Source organism: Thalassotalea nanhaiensis (assembly GCF_031583575.1).
In the GTDB taxonomy this organism is placed as follows: domain Bacteria; phylum Pseudomonadota; class Gammaproteobacteria; order Enterobacterales; family Alteromonadaceae; genus Thalassotalea_A; species Thalassotalea_A nanhaiensis.
In genome coordinates, this window is record NZ_CP134146.1 from 3,161,198 (window position 1) to 3,178,617 (window position 17,420).

Below are 17,420 nucleotides of genomic sequence, written 5' to 3' on the forward strand. Positions count from 1 at the left end.
AATATTGGTAAAAATGGATTGAAATATTGATTGGTTTGTTATCAAATAGCACAAATTACCAATAACAAGAAAAACTAAAGGAATTAATGTGAAAAAAATACTACTTATGTCGTTACTACTTTCTTCGACAATAGCGCACAGCGCAGAGGTATCGGTGACTTGCAACTATCAGAAACACCGAATTTACCACAATAATGAGACTATAAAAATTGATTTTGACAAAAGAAAACTGACACTAGCTAACTCTTTAGAGTACAAAATCACACATATTGGTTCTTACAAAAACACCCCTATTTCCTTAACCGCTGAAAAAAACACCTATACACCATATAGAAAAGAAAGGGTAATTCTAAAATATACCCCAGAAAAGAAACAAATAGGGTCTGTTATAGTTATTGATGAAATTCACCCGAGTAAACAAGGTGAATACTCATCTAAACCTTACAAGGGTGATGATGGATTCCAAGTGATCTCTAGTTCATACATATGTAATCGATAACTTTTAGCTAAAGTAGAACTTACAGTCTATAAGCACTTTCCATTATTGACTCATTAAATTGCTTTAATGAGTCTTTACAAAATTCAATTTTCTTATGAGATAACTTATTGCACTTAATTAAATGTTTCATAGGGTGTTTAGTACGATATACCCACAAGGTTTTACGAGTAACATTTAAATACTGACAAGCTTCTTGATGCGATAACATCACAGTTTTACCTCCTCAAAGACTTGATTACAGAAATGGTCTAATGAATCTGGACAAAAAAATAAATGTCTTCCTGACCGTTTGAATGCCTTAATCAGCTTGCGATGCTCATGTGTATACATATATGACCATAAAGTCTTACGGCATATTTTCAATCTTTTGCAAGCCTCTGTAGCAGTGATAAGGTTATCTATATTCATTGTAACTCCGGTTAATTTGAAGAATTACAGCAATATTAATGTAAGGGTGTCTTTATGTTGAATAATGCGCTAAATTTGGAGAGAGCGTGCTGATATGGATAGAAATCTATGTTACTGTGACAAGGTCTTCTGATAATTGTCAGTAACACGGCAAGTAACACAGATTTCTATCTAGATGAAAACAAAGGCGTTATTTTAGGTGATCGCACATATCACAATTTATGCAAGTATCTAAAATGAGTAACGCCATATTGATCGAACCTTGCGTTAAGCGCTTGCTTGGTTTTGTGCAAATGGGTGACGAGTATTCTCACCATCATTTAAATACCGCATAATAATGCCGTATTCCAAGTCAAAATCAGTATCGAGTTTTATTTGTACAAAATGCCCCGAGCCTTTAGCGTCGGTAACTTCTTCGCCTTTACGGTTTTGCATATACTCCAAGACAAAGCTAATATTGCCTTGTGGGGTCATTAATTCTATTGAATCACCCGTTAAAAACTTATTTTTAACGTCAATTTCAATCAAACCATCTTCCGTTCGACCTAACACTTCACCAACAAACTGCTGACTGTCAGACTTTGAATAACCATATTCATAATTTTGTAAATGGTCATGGCGATGACGCGCCAGGAATCCTTCGGTATAACCACGGCTGGCTAAGTGCTCTAGATTGCCTTTCAGATCTTCATTAAAACTTTTACCTGCAACGGCATCATTCATTGCTTGTTTATATATTTGCGCGGTGCGGGCACAGTAATAGAATGATTTAGTACGTCCTTCAATCTTTAATGAGTGCACACCCATTTTAACTAATCGTTCTACATGCTCGATTGCACGTAAATCTTTAGAATTCATGATATAGGTGCCGTGCTCATCTTCAAACGCCGGCATATATTCACCTGGACGACCTTGCTCTTGCAATAAAAACACTTCATCGGTTGGCTTTTGCTCTTTTTTGGCCATATCTGGCGTCCAAATTTCTGGCTCTTCTGCACCAATAATATCTTGCTGAGGCGCTACGGCAATAATTTCACCATGCTCATCTTCTTTGGCGTCATGGGCATTGTAGGACCAACGACAAGAATTAGTACACGTGCCTTGGTTAGGGTCTCGTTTATTAATGTAACCTGATAATAAACAGCGGCCAGAATAAGCCATGCATAACGCGCCATGTACGAAAACCTCAATTTCCATTTCAGGCACTTTCATGCGAATTTCTTCAATTTCATCTAATGACAATTCACGCGACAAAATAACTCGCTCTACACCTTGTTGGTGCCAAAACTTTACTGTTGCCCAGTTTACAGCATTCGCTTGAACCGATAAATGAATTGGCATATCAGGGTAAGCTTCGCGGATCATCATTATTAGGCCTGGATCACTCATAATAAGTGCATCTGGCTTCATTGCGATAACAGGTGCGATGTCTTTTAAATAGGTTTTAAGCTTTGAATTATGTGGTGATATGTTGCTTACAACATACAACTTTTTACCAAGTGCATGTGCTTCATTTATGCCAATTTCAAGGTTGGCTAAGTTAAATTCATTATTACGAACGCGTAAGCTATATCGAGGTTGGCCTGCGTAAACAGCATCGGCGCCATAGGCAAATGCGTAACGCATGTTTTTAAGACTGCCAGCAGGAGATAATAATTCTGGTGAAAACATGTAAATACCAACCCTATTTATTGTAAGGACATTAAAAAAGAGCGGTATTTTAGTCGCTGAAGGCGAAAGGTTCAATACACATACAGTTAACAACTGTTATTAAATGTACGAACCTTGTTCAATATCAATAAAAATAGATACTTAACGGTTAATCTTCTAAGTAAGAATTAGTTGCTAATTCAAATTGCGCTAACATATCTTCAATGAAACGGTTCACTTCACCGGTCATAAGGGTAAAGTCAGCATCAATTTTAACCATCATATCGTCAGTTGGAATGTCTTCATTTTGCTCATAAACGCTGTCGTGGAACTTAACGCGTTTAACACTTAAGTCATCTGCCAGTACACAAGATAAGGTTTGATCCCAATCAAAAGCAATTTTAACTACCTGTTTTTCACCCTTTTCGCCTAAATGCGCCAGGATTTCATCTGACAATAAATCTTGGTTTTTACAACGAAGTACAGCGCCATCATCGCCCATAGCTTTTAATTCGCCTTCAAAGCCAATAGTAAAGCGTTCAGGTAATGTTTGCTCTAATAACCAACTGGTCATTGTCGTTTCAGCGCCAGCATCTGGTACAAAACTGGTCACCGGTAATGATCCTAAGCACTTACGCAGTAATGCTAAAAAGTCTTCTGCTTTGCCGCGAGAGCTGGTATTAACAACGATGATATTTTTTTCAGGACAAATATAGCCTTGTGTATCACTAATGCGAGAAAAAGCACGAGGCAATAACGCAAAGGTTATGTCTTCTTTAAATTGTTCTTTTTCTTTTTTAGTAGCTTTACGGCTGTGCTCTTGTTCAAGCTGCTCAACCTTTTCTTCCAGCGCTTCTTTTACAACAGAAGCAGGAAGGATTTTTTCTTCCTTACGAGCCGACAATAGGTAACATCCATTTGCATGATGTAATAATCGATTGCCATGCTTACCTATAGCACTTGCCCAACCAAAGCGGGCTAATTCTGTTTTACCACAAGGTGCAAAAACATGCTCTTGTAAAGCTGTTTCAAGCTCTTCTTCAGTTTGAGTAAATGGGCGAGTAAACGCGAAAATGTATAAATTTTTAAACCACATGATGAATTTCCTTGCCCAAAAGTTTAAAGTGGGAGTATTGATAATGAGAATTTTAATTATTGGACAGGCATGATAACCAAACTATTACTACTAAGTATATCTATTTTTTTAGTTTCTAGATTGATGGAGGGAATACGTTTAAAAAGCTTTGTAACTGCCGTTGTAGTCGCTGTGGTTTATAGCGTTGCTGACCTATTATTGTGGTGGTTGATGGTATTCTTTTCTATGCCATTGATCATATTAACATTTGGCTTATTTGTATTTGTTCTGAACGCAATTTTACTATGGATAACCGACCAAATTATTGATGATTTTGAAATCAAAGATCTCAGCACAACGTTTATTGCGTCACTGATTATTTCTGCAATTAACTTAATATTAAATTGGCTTTTTTAAGGCTTTAATTTAACACTGTCTTCTATCTTGAATTTGAGAGTGAATGTACTGCCTTTGTTGATTTCACTTTCAATAATAAATTGAGCATTATGATGATTTGCTACGTGTTTTACGATAGATAAACCAAGCCCTGTACCACCAGTATCACGTGAACGTGATTTATCTACACGATAGAACCGTTCACTTAATCGACTAATATCTTTGCTTTCAACGCCACAACCATTATCGGTAACACTAAATAAACAAGAATCATCAACGATAGCCCATCTGACTGTGATATTACCGCCTTCAGGCGTGTAATTCATCGCGTTGACCATAAGATTAGAGCATGCGCTTTTTAACTCTGATTCTATGCCTAAAATACCAAGGCTCGATTCTATTTCAATATTAATGGTGTGATGCTTGGTCTTATTTAACCAGTTAATGTCTTCAACTAACTGCTCTATAAGTTTTGGCATGTTCACTCGAACACGGATATCCTCGTCGGTATGTACTTCAATACGCGAAAGTACTAACAATTGTTGCACCAGTCTGTCCATGCGCGTAACTTGTTGTTCAATAGTAGCGAATGATTTGCCCCAGTGAGCAGGAATATCTTCATCTTCCTGTACCATTTCGACATAACCACGCATAACCGTTAACGGTGTTTTTAACTCATGAGAAACATTGGCAACAAAATCACGACGCATCATTTCCAGACGTTTTAACTGGCTCACATCACGAGCCAGTAGTAAGTACTGCTCATCACCATAAGTCATAAACCGTAATTCCAGTTGTTGGTTATCATCATCTGGCGATAAGATACTGCAAGGCTCTGAGAAATCGGATTTTTTCAAATATTTAGTCAATATAGGTGAGCGAACGAGGTTGTTAATTCGTTGACCAGAATCTGCAGGCCATTTTATTCCCAACAAGCGTGTGGCTTTTTTATTCGCCCAGCGAATTGAATAATCTAACCCTAATACTATTGCCGCATCAGGGAGCGCTTCAGCGCCATCACGAAATTGTCGAATACGAGAGTTTAATTGCTTTTGTTTTTGACGATAGTTTTTAATGCGCCTGTAAATACCATCATATACATGCCCCCAAATTCCTTTTGACTCAGGAGGATGAAGTAAGTTTTTTTGCCACAACCAATCAATAATATTGATTAAATGTTTGTAATTCCACAATAGAGAAATTACGGTATAAATCCATAAGCACAACCAAATACTATTAAGCCAGTAACCGACAAAGATACTGGCTAAAATGTATAAAAATTGCTTAAAAATAAATTGCTTTGTCGAAAAGCGATAGATCATAAAGGTGCGTTACCTAATTAACTTACTTTACTTGAAAATCGGTAACCAGCACCACGAACCGTTTGTACAAACTCTTCATGACCTTGCCCTGTAATTGATTTTCTAAGGCGTCTAATATGAACGTCTACGGTTCTGTCTTCAACGTAAACATTTGTGCCCCATACATTATCAAGTAATTGTTCTCGCGAATAGACTCTTTCAGGATGGGTCATAAAAAAATGTAGCATTTTAAATTCGGTTGGGCCCAACTCTATTGGGTTACCATCAATTTTAACTCGATGAGATACCGGATCTAAAGTTAAGCCTTTAAACTCAATAGTTTCTTCTAATGACGTTGGAGCAACGCGGCGAATAACAGCTTTAATGCGAGCAATTAACTCTTTCGGTGAAAAAGGTTTGGTGACATAGTCATCGACACCAACTTCAAAGCCTTTCACCTTATCATCTTCATCAGATCGTGCGGTTAGCATAATGATAGGTATCTTTTTGGTATAGTCTTGCTGCTTTATCTCGCGTGCAATTTTAAGACCACTGCCACCTGGCAGCATCCAATCTAATAGAACTAAATCTGGAAGTGGATCAACCAACAATGCTTTTGCTTGCTCATAGTCTGCCGCTTCAATTGCATTAAAACCATTTTGCTCAAGTACAAATGTGATCATTTCCCTAATTGGGGCTTCGTCTTCTACTACCAAAATTTGTCGGCTCATAGCGTTTCCTGACAAATGCTAAATAACGTGTTAACTATCATGCCTTACTTAGATGACAGTTTTATGACAGTGTTCAAATTCATATCATTGTTGATACGATTTTAATTATAGAAGTTTACTAAAGGTTTGTAATCAAATAAAAAATTATCAATGAGGTACAAACTTATTGCCACCCTTGGCAGTTTGCATTCCTTCATCCATGAGTGAGCCAACTTTTGTGCCATCCCTGGCAAGTTGGCATTCCTTCATCCATGAGTGAGCCAACTTTAGTGCCATCCCTGGCAAGTTGGCATTCCTTCATCCATGAAGTAAACAATTAAGTGGCTTTATAAGTAGGATGTTTAGATATTAGAATTTATATTCAATACCTGTTGATAAATAACTTTCGTCTTCATCACCAGTTACACCTTCATCTAAATCAAATGCGGTGTAAAATGCAAAAACTTTTGCATTTTTAGCTAGGGCGTAATCAACACCAGCAGTAAATGCTGTTTTTTCTGCTTCATCACCAAAATCTTCTTCTGATGTTTGTACTTGACCTTTTAACGTAAAGTCTTTGTTTAGCTTATACGCTGCTGATACTAAGAAGCCAGTAGTTTCATCACCGGTTGCCACAACTTCTTGAGAGTGAGCAATAAAACCAAGCTTGAATGCACCCAATTTGGTTGCAACATTTAAACGCATTGCATCTTCACCGTCTACTTCACTGTCTAATGCCACAGAAGCAAACCAGTTTGACTTTTTCAGTCCTGCGTCACCGTAAAATACTGCAGTAGAAATACCCGCTTCACCGCCTTGGTCATCATCACCTTCAGCTACATAAGTAACACCTGCATAGAAATCACCAAACTTTGGAGAAACATACGTTACTGACTCACCCATACGGTTTTCACCTGCCCAAAGGTTTTTAATATCGCCTTCGTAATCACTGAATAAATCAATTTTACCCTGTGATTGCTTTAACATAGTGTCGTTACGACCGAGTAAAACAGTACCAAAATTGCCTTTTAAGCCAATGTACTGGTTACGACCTTTGATGTTATCTTTATCATCAGAATCGTCTGCCATTTCAAGTTGAACTTCGGCTTTATAAACAACTGATAATGAGTCGTTAACTTTAAGATCGCCAGTTACACCTAAACGAGAAGCGTTTGATTTAACTTCTGTTTGAGATTCACCACCTTCGTCTGAATACTGCAAACCAACGTTCGCTTTACCATAAAAATTAATTTCGTCAGACGCCATTGCTGGTGCTGCGAATGTAGCGGCTATTGTTAAAGCCATTGTAGTTTTAACTAAGTTCATAGGTTTACCCTGTTTAAATATCATTAAGTTTTGTAATTGTGGCTATAATGGCAGGTGAATATTACACTTTTATTACACATTGTAATAATATTTAAATTTAATTAATTACAGCAATGTAATAAAAACGTCACATAGCTCTTTTAAGATGGCTTCATCAAATTTAAACCTTAACTTAAATAACTAAAACTCTTTGGAGAGATAGATGAAACTTAAAAGCATATTAACTGGTGTAAGTATTGCGGTAGCAACATTTACAAGCCAAAACGCTTTAGCAGTAGACAGTGACTTACCAGAATATACAAAAACAAGTGGTGTATCAGGTAACTTGTCTTCAGTAGGCTCTGACACTTTAGCAAACATGATGACGTTCTGGGCTGAAGAATTTAAACGCACTTACCCAAGTGTAAATATTCAAATTCAAGCGGCAGGCTCTTCAACAGCGCCACCGGCATTAACCGAGTCTACATCAGGTTTAGGACCAATGAGTCGTAAAATGAAATCGAAAGAAATCCAATCTTTCGAGAAAAAGTTTGGTTACAAGCCTACTCCAGTGCGTGTTGCTATTGATGCCTTAGCGGTATTTGTTCACAAAGATAACCCAATAAAAGGACTAAGCATTCAACAAGTTGATGCAATTTTCTCTAGTAACAGAAAATGCCGAGGCGAAATTGATGTTGATCGTTGGGGCGCTTTAGGTTTAACCGGTGATTGGACAGGTAAAGATATACAATTATATGGACGCAACTCCGTATCTGGCACTTACGGTTACTTCAAAGAAAAAGCGCTTTGTAAAGGTGACTTTAAAAATACAGTAAATGAGCAGCCGGGTTCAGCATCTGTTGTACAATCAGTTTCTGCATCATTAAACGGTATTGGTTACTCTGGCATTGGCTACAAAACCTCAGGTGTTCATGCACTACCATTAAGTAAGAAGGGAAATAAATACGTAGAAGCAAATATGGCTAATGCGATTTCAGGCGATTACCCTCTTTCTCGTTACTTATACGTGTATGTTAATAAACACCCAAACAAACCATTAGCGCCAAAAGAAGCTGAATTCTTAAAAATGGTGTTATCAAAGTCTGGTCAAAAGATTGTTGAAAAAGATGGTTACATTCCACTACCTTCATCAGTGGTAAACAAAGAACTTAAAAAATTAGGTCTTAGTTTCTAAAATTCATTTCGTAAAATACCAAAAAGCCCCGCTGAAAAGTTTTCAGCGGGGCTTTTGTATATTTTATAGTTATACGTTTATATCAACCATTAGATCATCGGAAATCCCTTCCAACGCTTCAACTAAATTATCAACTTTATCTTCACCGTTAATGGCGATAATTGCAGACGCTTTAAAAATAGGTTGGCCAAAGTCTGGTGCACTGCCTTGGCTGCTTACCAACTTAACCAGGTTGCCATGTTGCTTGTGAATCACCGCCGAAATTTCACCAACAATACCTTGTCGATCATTTGCCGTTAGCTCCAGTGATATTGTTTTATCATCGTATTGTTGTGGATGAGTCACTTCAACAATCACATTCAAGCCATCTACTTTTTGCAGATCATCAGCTAAAGGTTCAGCATTTTCTTCACTGACTAACACTTCAATAATTCCGCCAAAAAAACCAGACAAATGACGCAAACTACTGGTTTGCCAATTACCATTATGTGTTTTAACTATTGATGCGAAGTTATCAACGATACCAGGACGATCTTTACCCAAAAAAGAAATTACAACATGTCTCATAAATCATCCCCTCAAGAACAAATAGGTTGTGAAAAAATCTAATACTTTTTAATGAATTCAATTAATTAATAACAGAGCAGATTTGTTTACGCAAAGATTTTTATATATTTTTTATATAAGGTTGCTATAAACACTTTTATTTTTTAGTCTGGATACTATAAATACAGCTTAATAACGTTAATTAAGCAAGTTTAAAACTTATAAATAACAAAGAGAATAAAATGAAACTTAACCAAATAGCGGCCACTTTATTACTAAGTTGTGGTTTAACCACTGGCTTACTGTCAGGTTGCTCTGATACGAATAATAATAATTCAACAGAACATGTATTATTAGCCGATGCTCAGTCTAGATTAAATATTTATAAAGAAGTTACCTTAGATGCCGATTTAAGCCACTTGAGCAGCAATCAAAAACAAGTAGTTTCATTATTAATTGATGCATCAAAAATTATCGACAACTTGTTTTGGCAACAAGCATTTGGCGAGAATAAAAAAGCATTTCTTGCGAGTATAAAAGATCCTGCCACGCGTCGTTTTATAGAAATAAACTATGGCCCTTGGGATAGATTAAATGGTGATAAACCACTATTAACCAATGTGAGTGATAAACCATTAGGTGCTCAGTTCTACCCTGAAGATATGACTAAAGAAGAATTTGAACAAGCTGACTTTGAAGGTAAAAAGTCTTTATATTCAGTTGTAAAAAGAAATGAAAAAGGCCAACTGTTTTCTATTCCCTATTCAGAAGTTTTTAGCAAACAGTTAGAACGCGCAGCAGCAATACTGGAAAAGGCAGCAAGCTTTGCCGATGACAAAGAATTTGCTAACTATTTAACCATGCGTGCTGAAGCATTTAGAACTGATGAATATCAAGCTTCAGATTTTGCCTGGATGGATATGAAAAATAACCCTATCGATGTAGTTATAGGGCCAATCGAAACGTATGAAGATTTACTTTATGGCTACCGTTCAGGATTTGAATCTTATGTATTGATTAAAGATTTAAGTTGGAGTGAGCGTTTAGCGAAATACGCGGCCTTTTTGCCTGAACTACAAAAAGGCTTACCGGTTAGTAAAAAATATAAAGCTGAAGTGCCTGGCTCAGATGCAGACTTAAACGCCTATGATGTGGTTTATTATGCAGGCCATTCTAACGCAGGTTCAAAAACCATTGCCATTAACTTGCCAAATGACGAACAAGTACAACTTGAAAAAGGTACCCGTCGTTTACAACTTAAAAATGCAATGCAAGCAAAATTCGACGCCATTATGTTGCCTATTGCCGATCAGTTAGTGAGCGAGGAGGATCGTAAACACGTTACCTTTACCGCGTTTTTTGCCAATACGATGTTTCATGAAGTTGCGCATGGCTTAGGCATTAAAAATACCATCAATAATAAAGGCACTGTTCGCCAAGCATTGAAAGAGCATGCTTCAGCGCTAGAAGAAGGTAAAGCAGATATTCTTGGCTTATATATGGTTCGCCAATTGTTAGCTAAAGGCGCTATTAGCGAAGGTGAATTAAAAGATTATTACACCACATTTATGGCTGGTATTTTCCGCTCAGTTCGCTTTGGCGCATCAAGTGCTCATGGTAAAGCCAATATGGTGCGATTCAACTACTTTAGTGATAACGGCGCATTTGCCAAAGATGAATTGGGTTTTTATAAAGTTGATATGGATAAGATGACTAAAGCTATAGACTCATTATCTGAATTAATTTTGAAACTGCAAGGTGATGGTGACTATGATGGTGTTGCTAAACTGGTCAGTGACATGGGCATTATACGTGAAGATTTAGCGGCTGATTTAGCTAAACTTGAAGCAGCTAATATCCCTGTAGATATCGTATTTAAACAAGGTAAGATGGTGTTAGACCTTTAATTTAAAGCCTTCATGGTAATTCTAAGTTAATTCATCCTTTAAATAAAAACAGCGCTAATTAAGCGCTGTTTTTTTTGATGCTCAATTTTATCCGATTTGATTAATCATCATCATCATCTTTAAAGCCTAATGGGAAGTTTAATTCCACTTCTTCACCGGTGATAACAGTGACAACATCTAATTGTCCTTTAGGGTTTGCGATAGTTAAGCCATCATAAGTTACCGGGTCATCTTTTAATGAATCGCTGCCAATATTACAGGCAAACGCGACTGTATAAATTGCATCGGTGGGGTCCACTTCAACACCAAAGCCTTCACCGTTTGGTACAAAACCAAATTCATATTCATACTCATCAGCTGAGTCATCCTCCTCTTCATCATCCTCGTCATCCATAACTATAGTGGTACTTGCAAATGGAGCAATTGCCCCCGGAGGAAGATCTGCCGCGTTAAAGCCAACATCATCAGCATCAAAATTATCAGCTAACAGTTCTGGGTTTCCAGTTTGATCGCCTTTATATAAATAAACGGTATGATCCACGCCTGTACATAAGGGATCGACATCTGACTCTATCGCCAGCATTTCAACTAAGCCAACATCCCCTTCTATAGTACCGCTGCTGCTACTGGCAGTAATTCGAACTCCGTGAGGTTTAATAATAAAGCCATTTTTACTTGGGTCATTGCCTCGCAGAACCAGAGACTGAGTTAAATCAAATTCAACGGTATAAGCAGGTCCAGCTGATGACTCTACAGCTCCAAGAACAACATCGAACTTGCCTAAACGTAAGCGTGTACTTGGAACTTTGATGTCATAACAGCCCTCACCGACATAACTGGTCAAATCATCTTCGTTATCAGTTTCAGACATACACATTAATTCATCATCGATCAACTTAACAAAAGAGCTTGCACCGTCTATGACTAATTCCATTTTGTATCGACCGACAGGGACTTCGATACCATCGTCTTCTTTAACGATTGAAAGTTGATCACTGCCAGTGTATTCCAGTAAGTCGATTGTTACTGATGGTTCACCATTAAAATCTTCGATAATTATGGTTTCACGATCATCATCGACGTCGTCATCGTCGTCGTCATCGTCGTCGTCATCGTCATCGTCGTCGTCGTCGTCGTCGTCGTCGTCATTTATAGGGATCAAGCGAATTTCGTCAATTGTAATTACTACTTTATCAGCATCATCGACAAATCCGTCAGATACACCTAACGAGAATGGAACAGAAATTGTTGGTTCGTCGCTTGAATCACCGCCACAACTGTTGACACCAAGAGCAACAGACACCATGAGAGCAGCGTAACTAAGTTTTACTTTTAACATAAGTTACCCTTACCTTTTAATGAGAAGTACTCTTTATTCTAGTTGAATATTCAAAACTTTCTTAGTTAAAGCTTGTACGCCTGCTACGAACAATCAAAAAAAAGCCCTAAGCAATTGTTTACTTAGGGCTTTATAACTCTGAATCTTTTGTTTGGTTATGGACGGTAAACTTTTACATTCATAAAGCCATTATCATGAAGATATAAAGCTTGCAGCTTACTCATTACGCCACGGTCGCAATATAAAAGGTAGGTTTTATCTTTTGGCAAGTCACCAAATTGTGTCGCCAACTTATAGAATGGTATGTGTTTTACATCGATGTCATCAAACTCTAAAGGGTTTGCTTCTTCTTCTTCAGGGCTACGAATATCAAGTATCACATTATCATGCCCCGCGTTGTCTACGGTCTCTACCCGTGAAACGGTATTTACTTCCGCTTCAGTTTCTTTCGCTATATCACGAATGTCTTGCATACGCGTTTCTTCGACAACTTGATCAAGTATGCTCATATCAAAATTAGCTTCTTCAGCTTCAATTTTTGACAAAATGGCTTTAACTGTTGGTTTTTGCGAAATAACTCCACAATATTCAGGAATAGTTTTAGCAAAATCTTCGGTGCCAATTTTACGAGCAATATCAATAATATCTTGCTTGTCATAAGCGGCTAAAGGGCGAAGAATAAGCGTTTCTGTTACTCTATCAATAACATTTAAATTTGTTAATGTTTGACTGGAAACCTGACCTAATGCTTCACCGGTAATTAATGCTTGAATACCGGTTTTTTCAGCAATTTGAGCAGCAGCGCGCATCATCATACGTTTTAAAATAACGCCCATTTGGCCGTTTTCTACTTTTTCAAGAATTTCAGCAACCACCGGTTCAAAATCTACCGCAAAGAATTTAACTTTGTGTGAAGAACCAAATTTATTCCATAAATAATAACTTACTTGTTTAACACCAAGTTCGTGGGCTGAACCACCTAAATTAAAGAAACAATAATGGGTTCTAGTGCCTTTTTTGATCATTTGATAACTGGCAACACCAGAATCAAAGCCACCAGACATTAAAGATAGAACATCTTCTTGGGTAGCTATTGGAAAGCCGCCAAGACCTTCATGACGCTCAGTAACGATTAGCAACTTGTCATTCTTCACTTCAATGCGAACTGTCACTTCAGGTTTTTTTAATTGAACACGGGCCGATTCTACATTTTGATTTAAACCACCGCCAACGTATTGCTCTAGTTCTAAAGATGAGAAATCATGCTCGCCTTGACGTTTGGCTCGAACACAGAAACTTTTGTTTTCAATGTTTTTACCATGTACAGCAAGAGTCTTTTCATAAATGTCGTGCTTGTCGGTAAACTCAAATTGCTGAACTTCTAAAAAGTGAGCAATACCAGGGATACTTTGTAATGCTTCAATTAACTGTAAACGGTTTTCAGGCGTAATATTTTTACTGGTAACTTCAATATTGTCCCAGTTCAATTGAGTACGTACGTCTTCATCTAAACGGCGCAATACATTTTTAATGTTGCCATTTAACAGTTTAGTAAAACGCTTACGTACAGGACGCGACTTCATGGCAATTTCTGCCTGTAATTTAACGATAAATTTCATTATCAAAACCAATTAATTAAAAACGGGCGCATTATATACCCGTTACCATTCAAAGTGTAGGATTTAAGTTTATACCAATTAAGTAAAATTCAAGGTAAAATACCCGCAATAATTATAATTGCTTTTATCTTTGCGATTAAAGAATTACAGATATCACCGTAAATGTAGGTAGCCGAGCGTGAAAAAACCTGAAAATCAAAGTTTTGAAGAATCGATGAATGAGCTTGAAACAATTGTCGATGACCTTGAACAAGGCGATTTGTCGTTAGAAGATTCAATGAAACTGTTTGAACGAGGTTTATCATTAAGCCAAGCGAGCCAAAATAAATTAAGCAAAGCTGAACAAAAAATTCAAATATTGTTAAACAACAATGGTGAAGAGCAACTGCAACCATTTACGGATAACGAGAGTCAAGATTAGTGTCCCAGTTAGAAAACCTATCATTATTTCAAAATCGTATAGATAACTTTTTAAAGCAAAAGCTTGCTGAAATTAAGATCAATGATCAACGCTTATTTGATGCTATGAATTATGGCTTACTCATCGGCGGCAAACGAATGCGTCCTTACTTAGCGTATGTTACAGCAGAAATGTTAGATTTAGATTTAGATGACATTGATCCAATTGCTGCAGCTTTAGAGTGTATCCATGCATATTCGTTATTGCACGATGATTTACCCGCGATGGATGATGATGAGTTACGCCGAGGCCAACCAACATGCCATGTAAAATTTGATGAAGCGACAGCAATACTTGCTGGTGATAGTTTACAAACCTTGGCTTTTGAAATTATTTCAAACCATAAATTTAAACGTATCAGTGCTACTACTCACATTAAGCTTATCCAAATGCTAAGCTTTGCTGCCGGTTATCAGGGTATGTGTGGTGGTCAAGCGATGGATTTAGCGGCTACAGATAAAGTGGTTCCATTAGAACAGCTACAAACCATTCACCGTTTAAAAACGGGGGCATTACTGCAAGCGGCAATTTTAATGTCGGCGCGTTGTCGAGAAGACTTGCCACAGCAAACCTATAATGGCTTACAGCAATTTGCCGAGCAGATTGGCTTAGCGTATCAGGTGCATGATGACATTATTGATATTACCAGCAATGAAGAAACGCTAGGTAAACCCGCGGGCTCAGACTTAGATGCGAATAAATCTACGTATCCTGCACTGTTAGGGTTAGAGGGTGCAATCGAGAAAGAACAGCAGTTATTTCAACAAGCACTTTCAGCTTTAGAAACTTTACCCTACAATACACGCAACTTATCTAATTTTTCGACGTTTATTATTAAACGTGCACATTAAGAAATACTGATTTTATATGACTACAGACTTGTCTCATTACCCATTACTAGCGCAAATTGATAAGCCAGATCAGCTGCGTGAATTTCCCCAGGAAAAACTTCAGCAAGTTAGTGATGAACTACGTAGTTACTTACTAAACTCAGTAAGTAAAAGTAGTGGCCATTTTGCCTCAGGCTTAGGCGCAATTGAATTAACCGTTGCCCTACATTATGTATATAACACTCCATTTGATAATTTAATTTGGGATGTAGGTCATCAAGCATACCCACACAAAATTTTAACTGGTCGCCGAGACCAATTGCACTCTATTCGCCAAAAAGATGGTTTACACCCTTTTCCTTGGCGAGAAGAAAGCGAATATGATGTATTAAGTGTTGGCCATTCAAGTACGTCGATTTCTGCCGCTTTAGGCATGGCAGTTGCAGCTGAGAAAGAAAATAAAGATCGTAAAACTGTTGCGGTAATTGGTGACGGTGCGATGACTGCCGGCATGGCATTTGAAGCACTTAATCATGGCGGTGATATACACAAAGATATGCTTATTGTATTGAACGATAATGAAATGAGTATTTCAGAAAACGTTGGAGCATTGAATAACCATTTAGCTAAATTATTATCTGGCAGTCTTTATACTGGTCTAAGAGAAAGCTCGAAACGTATTTTAGGATCAATTCCACCAATCAAAGAATTAGCCTCTAAAGCCGAAGAACATTTAAAAGGAATGGTTGTACCTTCCACCTTCTTTGAAGAGCTAGGCTTTAATTACATTGGCCCAATTGATGGTCATGATGTAAATGGCATGGTTGATACAATTCGTAATATGAAAGGTCTTAAAGGCCCACAAATATTGCATGTGATCACCACGAAAGGTAAAGGTTACGAGCAAGCTGAACAAGATCCGATTAAATACCATGCTGTACCTAAATTTGATCCAACCAGTGAAAGCCTGCCGAAAAGCGCCCCAAGTTTACCAAGTTATTCAAAAATATTTGGCGACTGGTTATGCGAAACAGCTGAGCTTGATAACAAACTTGTTGCGGTAACACCTGCAATGCGCGAAGGCTCTGGTATGGTTGAATTTAGTCAACGCTTTCCAGACAAATATTTTGACGTTGCAATTGCAGAGCAGCATGCCGTTACGTTTGCTGCGGGTTTAGCTATTGGCGGCAACAATGCTGTTGTTGCAATATATTCAAGCTTTTTACAACGTGCTTACGATCAACTTATTCACGATGTCGCTATCCAAAACTTACCAGTGCTATTTGCAATTGATCGAGCAGGCATCGTTGGTGCCGATGGGGCAACTCATCAGGGGGCGTTCGATTTATCGTTTATGCGTTGTATACCAAACCTGGTAATTATGTGCCCTGCGAACGAAGCTGAATGTAGATTAATGCTTAGTACCGGTCACAAACATAATGGTCCAGCAGCGGTAAGGTACCCTCGTGGTAATGCCATTGGTGTTGAATTGCCAGATATAAACAACACTATCGAGATAGGTAAAGGCTTAGTAATTCGTGAAGGTAAAAAGCTCGCTATTTTGTCATTTGGTACCATGTTAGCTGCGGCACAAAAATCAGCCATAGAGCTCGATGCTACATTGGTTGATATGCGCTTTGTTAAACCACTTGATCATGAATTAATCTCTAGATTGGCTGCTAACCACAGTCATTTTATTACCGTAGAAGATAATGTAATTGCTGGCGGTGCAGGCTCTGCGGTAAATGAATATGTTCTAGCCAATCAATTAAATACGAAAGTATTAAATATTGGCATACCTGATGAGTTTGTGAAGCACGGTACTCAGGATGAGGTACATAGTGAACTAGATCTAGACGCGCAAGGTATCCTGTCAAAAGCGAAAGCGTTTATAAAATAAGACCTAATACTAACTTCAAAATATAAAGCCCTGATATCAACGATATCAGGGCTTTTTGCTTCAAGGATGAAGGAATGCAAATCACCATGGATGGCATTAGATTTGTAAATTCATGGAGGAATTAACTTAGAATTGCCATGGACCGTTCTTTCACATCCTAGTGACCACGGCATATACAACGTCCATGTTGAAAACGGCATAAATTCTGTTGCTTCAAGGATGAAGGAATGCAAATCGCCATAGATGGCATTAGATTTGAAAATTTAATGAGCAGATAAAT

17 protein-coding genes are annotated in these 17,420 nt (G+C 37.7%); 7 read left to right on the top strand and 10 right to left on the bottom strand.

All coding sequences use genetic code 11. The annotated features are described in order from the left end of the window. Positions 1–88: 88 nt before the first annotated feature. A complete protein-coding gene (locus tag RI845_RS13620) occupies positions 89–499 on the top strand; it encodes a hypothetical protein (protein ID WP_348386711.1) in 411 nt (136 codons plus the stop codon). Between the two features lie 19 nt (positions 500–518). Here RI845_RS13620 and RI845_RS13625 read toward each other — a convergent pair whose 3' ends face one another. From RI845_RS13625 to rdgC, 4 genes are all read right to left on the bottom strand, one after another. Continuing rightward, positions 519–710, bottom strand: a complete 192-nt coding sequence (locus RI845_RS13625; protein ID WP_348386712.1) for a hypothetical protein — start codon at positions 708–710, stop codon at positions 519–521. After that, complete coding sequence (locus RI845_RS18820) at positions 707–907, bottom strand: helix-turn-helix domain-containing protein (RefSeq protein WP_405054024.1); 201 nt, start codon at positions 905–907, stop codon at positions 707–709. Before RI845_RS18820 ends, RI845_RS13625 begins: the two co-directional genes overlap by 4 nt. 267 nt (positions 908–1,174) lie before the next feature. Continuing rightward, a complete protein-coding gene (gene trhP, locus RI845_RS13630; protein ID WP_348386713.1) occupies positions 1,175–2,578 on the bottom strand; it encodes a prephenate-dependent tRNA uridine(34) hydroxylase TrhP in 1,404 nt (467 codons plus the stop codon). A 148-nt stretch (positions 2,579–2,726) separates the two neighbouring features. Further along, the gene (gene rdgC, locus RI845_RS13635; RefSeq protein WP_348386714.1) at positions 2,727–3,653 is read right to left on the bottom strand and encodes a recombination-associated protein RdgC; all 927 of its coding nucleotides are present in this window, start codon (positions 3,651–3,653) and stop codon (positions 2,727–2,729) included. 69 nt (positions 3,654–3,722) lie between these two features. Between rdgC and RI845_RS13640 the strand changes: the two genes are divergently transcribed. Beyond that, positions 3,723–4,049, top strand: a complete 327-nt coding sequence (locus RI845_RS13640; RefSeq protein WP_348386715.1) for a phage holin family protein — start codon at positions 3,723–3,725, stop codon at positions 4,047–4,049. On the opposite strand, the gene phoR is transcribed toward RI845_RS13640, so the two are convergent. From phoR to RI845_RS13655, 3 genes are all read right to left on the bottom strand, one after another. Next, a complete protein-coding gene (gene phoR, locus RI845_RS13645; protein WP_348386716.1) occupies positions 4,046–5,350 on the bottom strand; it encodes a phosphate regulon sensor histidine kinase PhoR in 1,305 nt (434 codons plus the stop codon). The two genes, RI845_RS13640 and phoR, sit on opposite strands and share 4 nt — an antisense overlap. A gap of 17 nt (positions 5,351–5,367) precedes the next feature. Next, complete coding sequence (gene phoB / locus RI845_RS13650) at positions 5,368–6,060, bottom strand: phosphate regulon transcriptional regulator PhoB (RefSeq protein ID WP_348386717.1); 693 nt, start codon at positions 6,058–6,060, stop codon at positions 5,368–5,370. Positions 6,061–6,408: 348 nt separating this feature from the next. Then, complete coding sequence (locus tag RI845_RS13655; RefSeq protein ID WP_348386718.1) at positions 6,409–7,365, bottom strand: porin; 957 nt, start codon at positions 7,363–7,365, stop codon at positions 6,409–6,411. A 202-nt stretch (positions 7,366–7,567) separates the two neighbouring features. On the opposite strand from RI845_RS13655, the gene RI845_RS13660 reads away from it, so the two are divergent. Then, on the top strand, positions 7,568–8,539 hold the full coding sequence (locus RI845_RS13660) for a PstS family phosphate ABC transporter substrate-binding protein (protein ID WP_348386719.1): 972 nt from the start codon (positions 7,568–7,570) through the stop codon (positions 8,537–8,539). Between the two features lie 69 nt (positions 8,540–8,608). Here the strand turns inward: RI845_RS13660 and RI845_RS13665 are convergent, their stop codons facing one another. Further along, positions 8,609–9,106: a glycine cleavage system protein R gene (locus RI845_RS13665; RefSeq protein ID WP_348386720.1), complete on the bottom strand. Its 498-nt coding sequence runs from the start codon at positions 9,104–9,106 to the stop codon at positions 8,609–8,611. 221 nt (positions 9,107–9,327) lie between these two features. On the opposite strand from RI845_RS13665, the gene RI845_RS13670 reads away from it, so the two are divergent. Next, a complete protein-coding gene (locus RI845_RS13670; protein ID WP_348386721.1) occupies positions 9,328–10,992 on the top strand; it encodes a dipeptidyl-peptidase 3 family protein in 1,665 nt (554 codons plus the stop codon). Between the two features lie 100 nt (positions 10,993–11,092). Here the strand turns inward: RI845_RS13670 and RI845_RS13675 are convergent, their stop codons facing one another. Then, the gene (locus tag RI845_RS13675; RefSeq protein WP_348386722.1) at positions 11,093–12,331 is read right to left on the bottom strand and encodes a DUF4382 domain-containing protein; all 1,239 of its coding nucleotides are present in this window, start codon (positions 12,329–12,331) and stop codon (positions 11,093–11,095) included. Positions 12,332–12,486: 155 nt separating this feature from the next. Next, positions 12,487–13,950, bottom strand: coding sequence for a tRNA uracil 4-sulfurtransferase ThiI (gene thiI / locus RI845_RS13680; RefSeq protein ID WP_348386723.1), 1,464 nt, complete (start codon positions 13,948–13,950; stop codon positions 12,487–12,489). A 178-nt stretch (positions 13,951–14,128) separates the two neighbouring features. On the opposite strand from thiI, the gene RI845_RS13685 reads away from it, so the two are divergent. The 3 genes from RI845_RS13685 to dxs are packed head-to-tail and all read left to right on the top strand — an operon-like array spanning position 14,129 to position 17,140. Continuing rightward, on the top strand, positions 14,129–14,371 hold the full coding sequence (locus RI845_RS13685) for an exodeoxyribonuclease VII small subunit (RefSeq protein ID WP_348386724.1): 243 nt from the start codon (positions 14,129–14,131) through the stop codon (positions 14,369–14,371). Continuing rightward, positions 14,371–15,261, top strand: a complete 891-nt coding sequence (gene ispA / locus RI845_RS13690; RefSeq protein ID WP_348386725.1) for a (2E,6E)-farnesyl diphosphate synthase — start codon at positions 14,371–14,373, stop codon at positions 15,259–15,261. The genes RI845_RS13685 and ispA overlap by 1 nt, the downstream gene beginning before the upstream one ends. Positions 15,262–15,277: 16 nt before the next feature. After that, positions 15,278–17,140 (top strand): 1-deoxy-D-xylulose-5-phosphate synthase, encoded by a 1,863-nt coding sequence (dxs, locus tag RI845_RS13695; protein WP_348386726.1) that lies wholly within the window; start codon positions 15,278–15,280, stop codon positions 17,138–17,140. Positions 17,141–17,420: the final 280 nt, after the last annotated feature.

Excerpts from the sequence above, each read along its gene's own strand:
- phoR (WP_348386716.1), bottom strand. The coding sequence starts at position 5,350 with ATGATCTATCGCTTTTCGACAAAGCAATTTATTTTTAAGCAATTTTTA.
- phoB (WP_348386717.1), bottom strand. The coding sequence starts at position 6,060 with ATGAGCCGACAAATTTTGGTAGTAGAAGACGAAGCCCCAATTAGGGAA.
- RI845_RS18820 (WP_405054024.1), bottom strand. The coding sequence starts at position 907 with ATGAATATAGATAACCTTATCACTGCTACAGAGGCTTGCAAAAGATTG.
- RI845_RS13660 (WP_348386719.1), top strand. The coding sequence starts at position 7,568 with ATGAAACTTAAAAGCATATTAACTGGTGTAAGTATTGCGGTAGCAACA.
- RI845_RS13655 (WP_348386718.1), bottom strand. The coding sequence starts at position 7,365 with ATGAACTTAGTTAAAACTACAATGGCTTTAACAATAGCCGCTACATTC.
- trhP (WP_348386713.1), bottom strand. The coding sequence starts at position 2,578 with ATGTTTTCACCAGAATTATTATCTCCTGCTGGCAGTCTTAAAAACATG.
- rdgC (WP_348386714.1), bottom strand. The coding sequence starts at position 3,653 with ATGTGGTTTAAAAATTTATACATTTTCGCGTTTACTCGCCCATTTACT.
- RI845_RS13675 (WP_348386722.1), bottom strand. The coding sequence starts at position 12,331 with ATGTTAAAAGTAAAACTTAGTTACGCTGCTCTCATGGTGTCTGTTGCT.
- RI845_RS13640 (WP_348386715.1), top strand. The coding sequence starts at position 3,723 with ATGATAACCAAACTATTACTACTAAGTATATCTATTTTTTTAGTTTCT.
- RI845_RS13665 (WP_348386720.1), bottom strand. The coding sequence starts at position 9,106 with ATGAGACATGTTGTAATTTCTTTTTTGGGTAAAGATCGTCCTGGTATC.
- RI845_RS13670 (WP_348386721.1), top strand. The coding sequence starts at position 9,328 with ATGAAACTTAACCAAATAGCGGCCACTTTATTACTAAGTTGTGGTTTA.
- dxs (WP_348386726.1), top strand. The coding sequence starts at position 15,278 with ATGACTACAGACTTGTCTCATTACCCATTACTAGCGCAAATTGATAAG.
- thiI (WP_348386723.1), bottom strand. The coding sequence starts at position 13,950 with ATGAAATTTATCGTTAAATTACAGGCAGAAATTGCCATGAAGTCGCGT.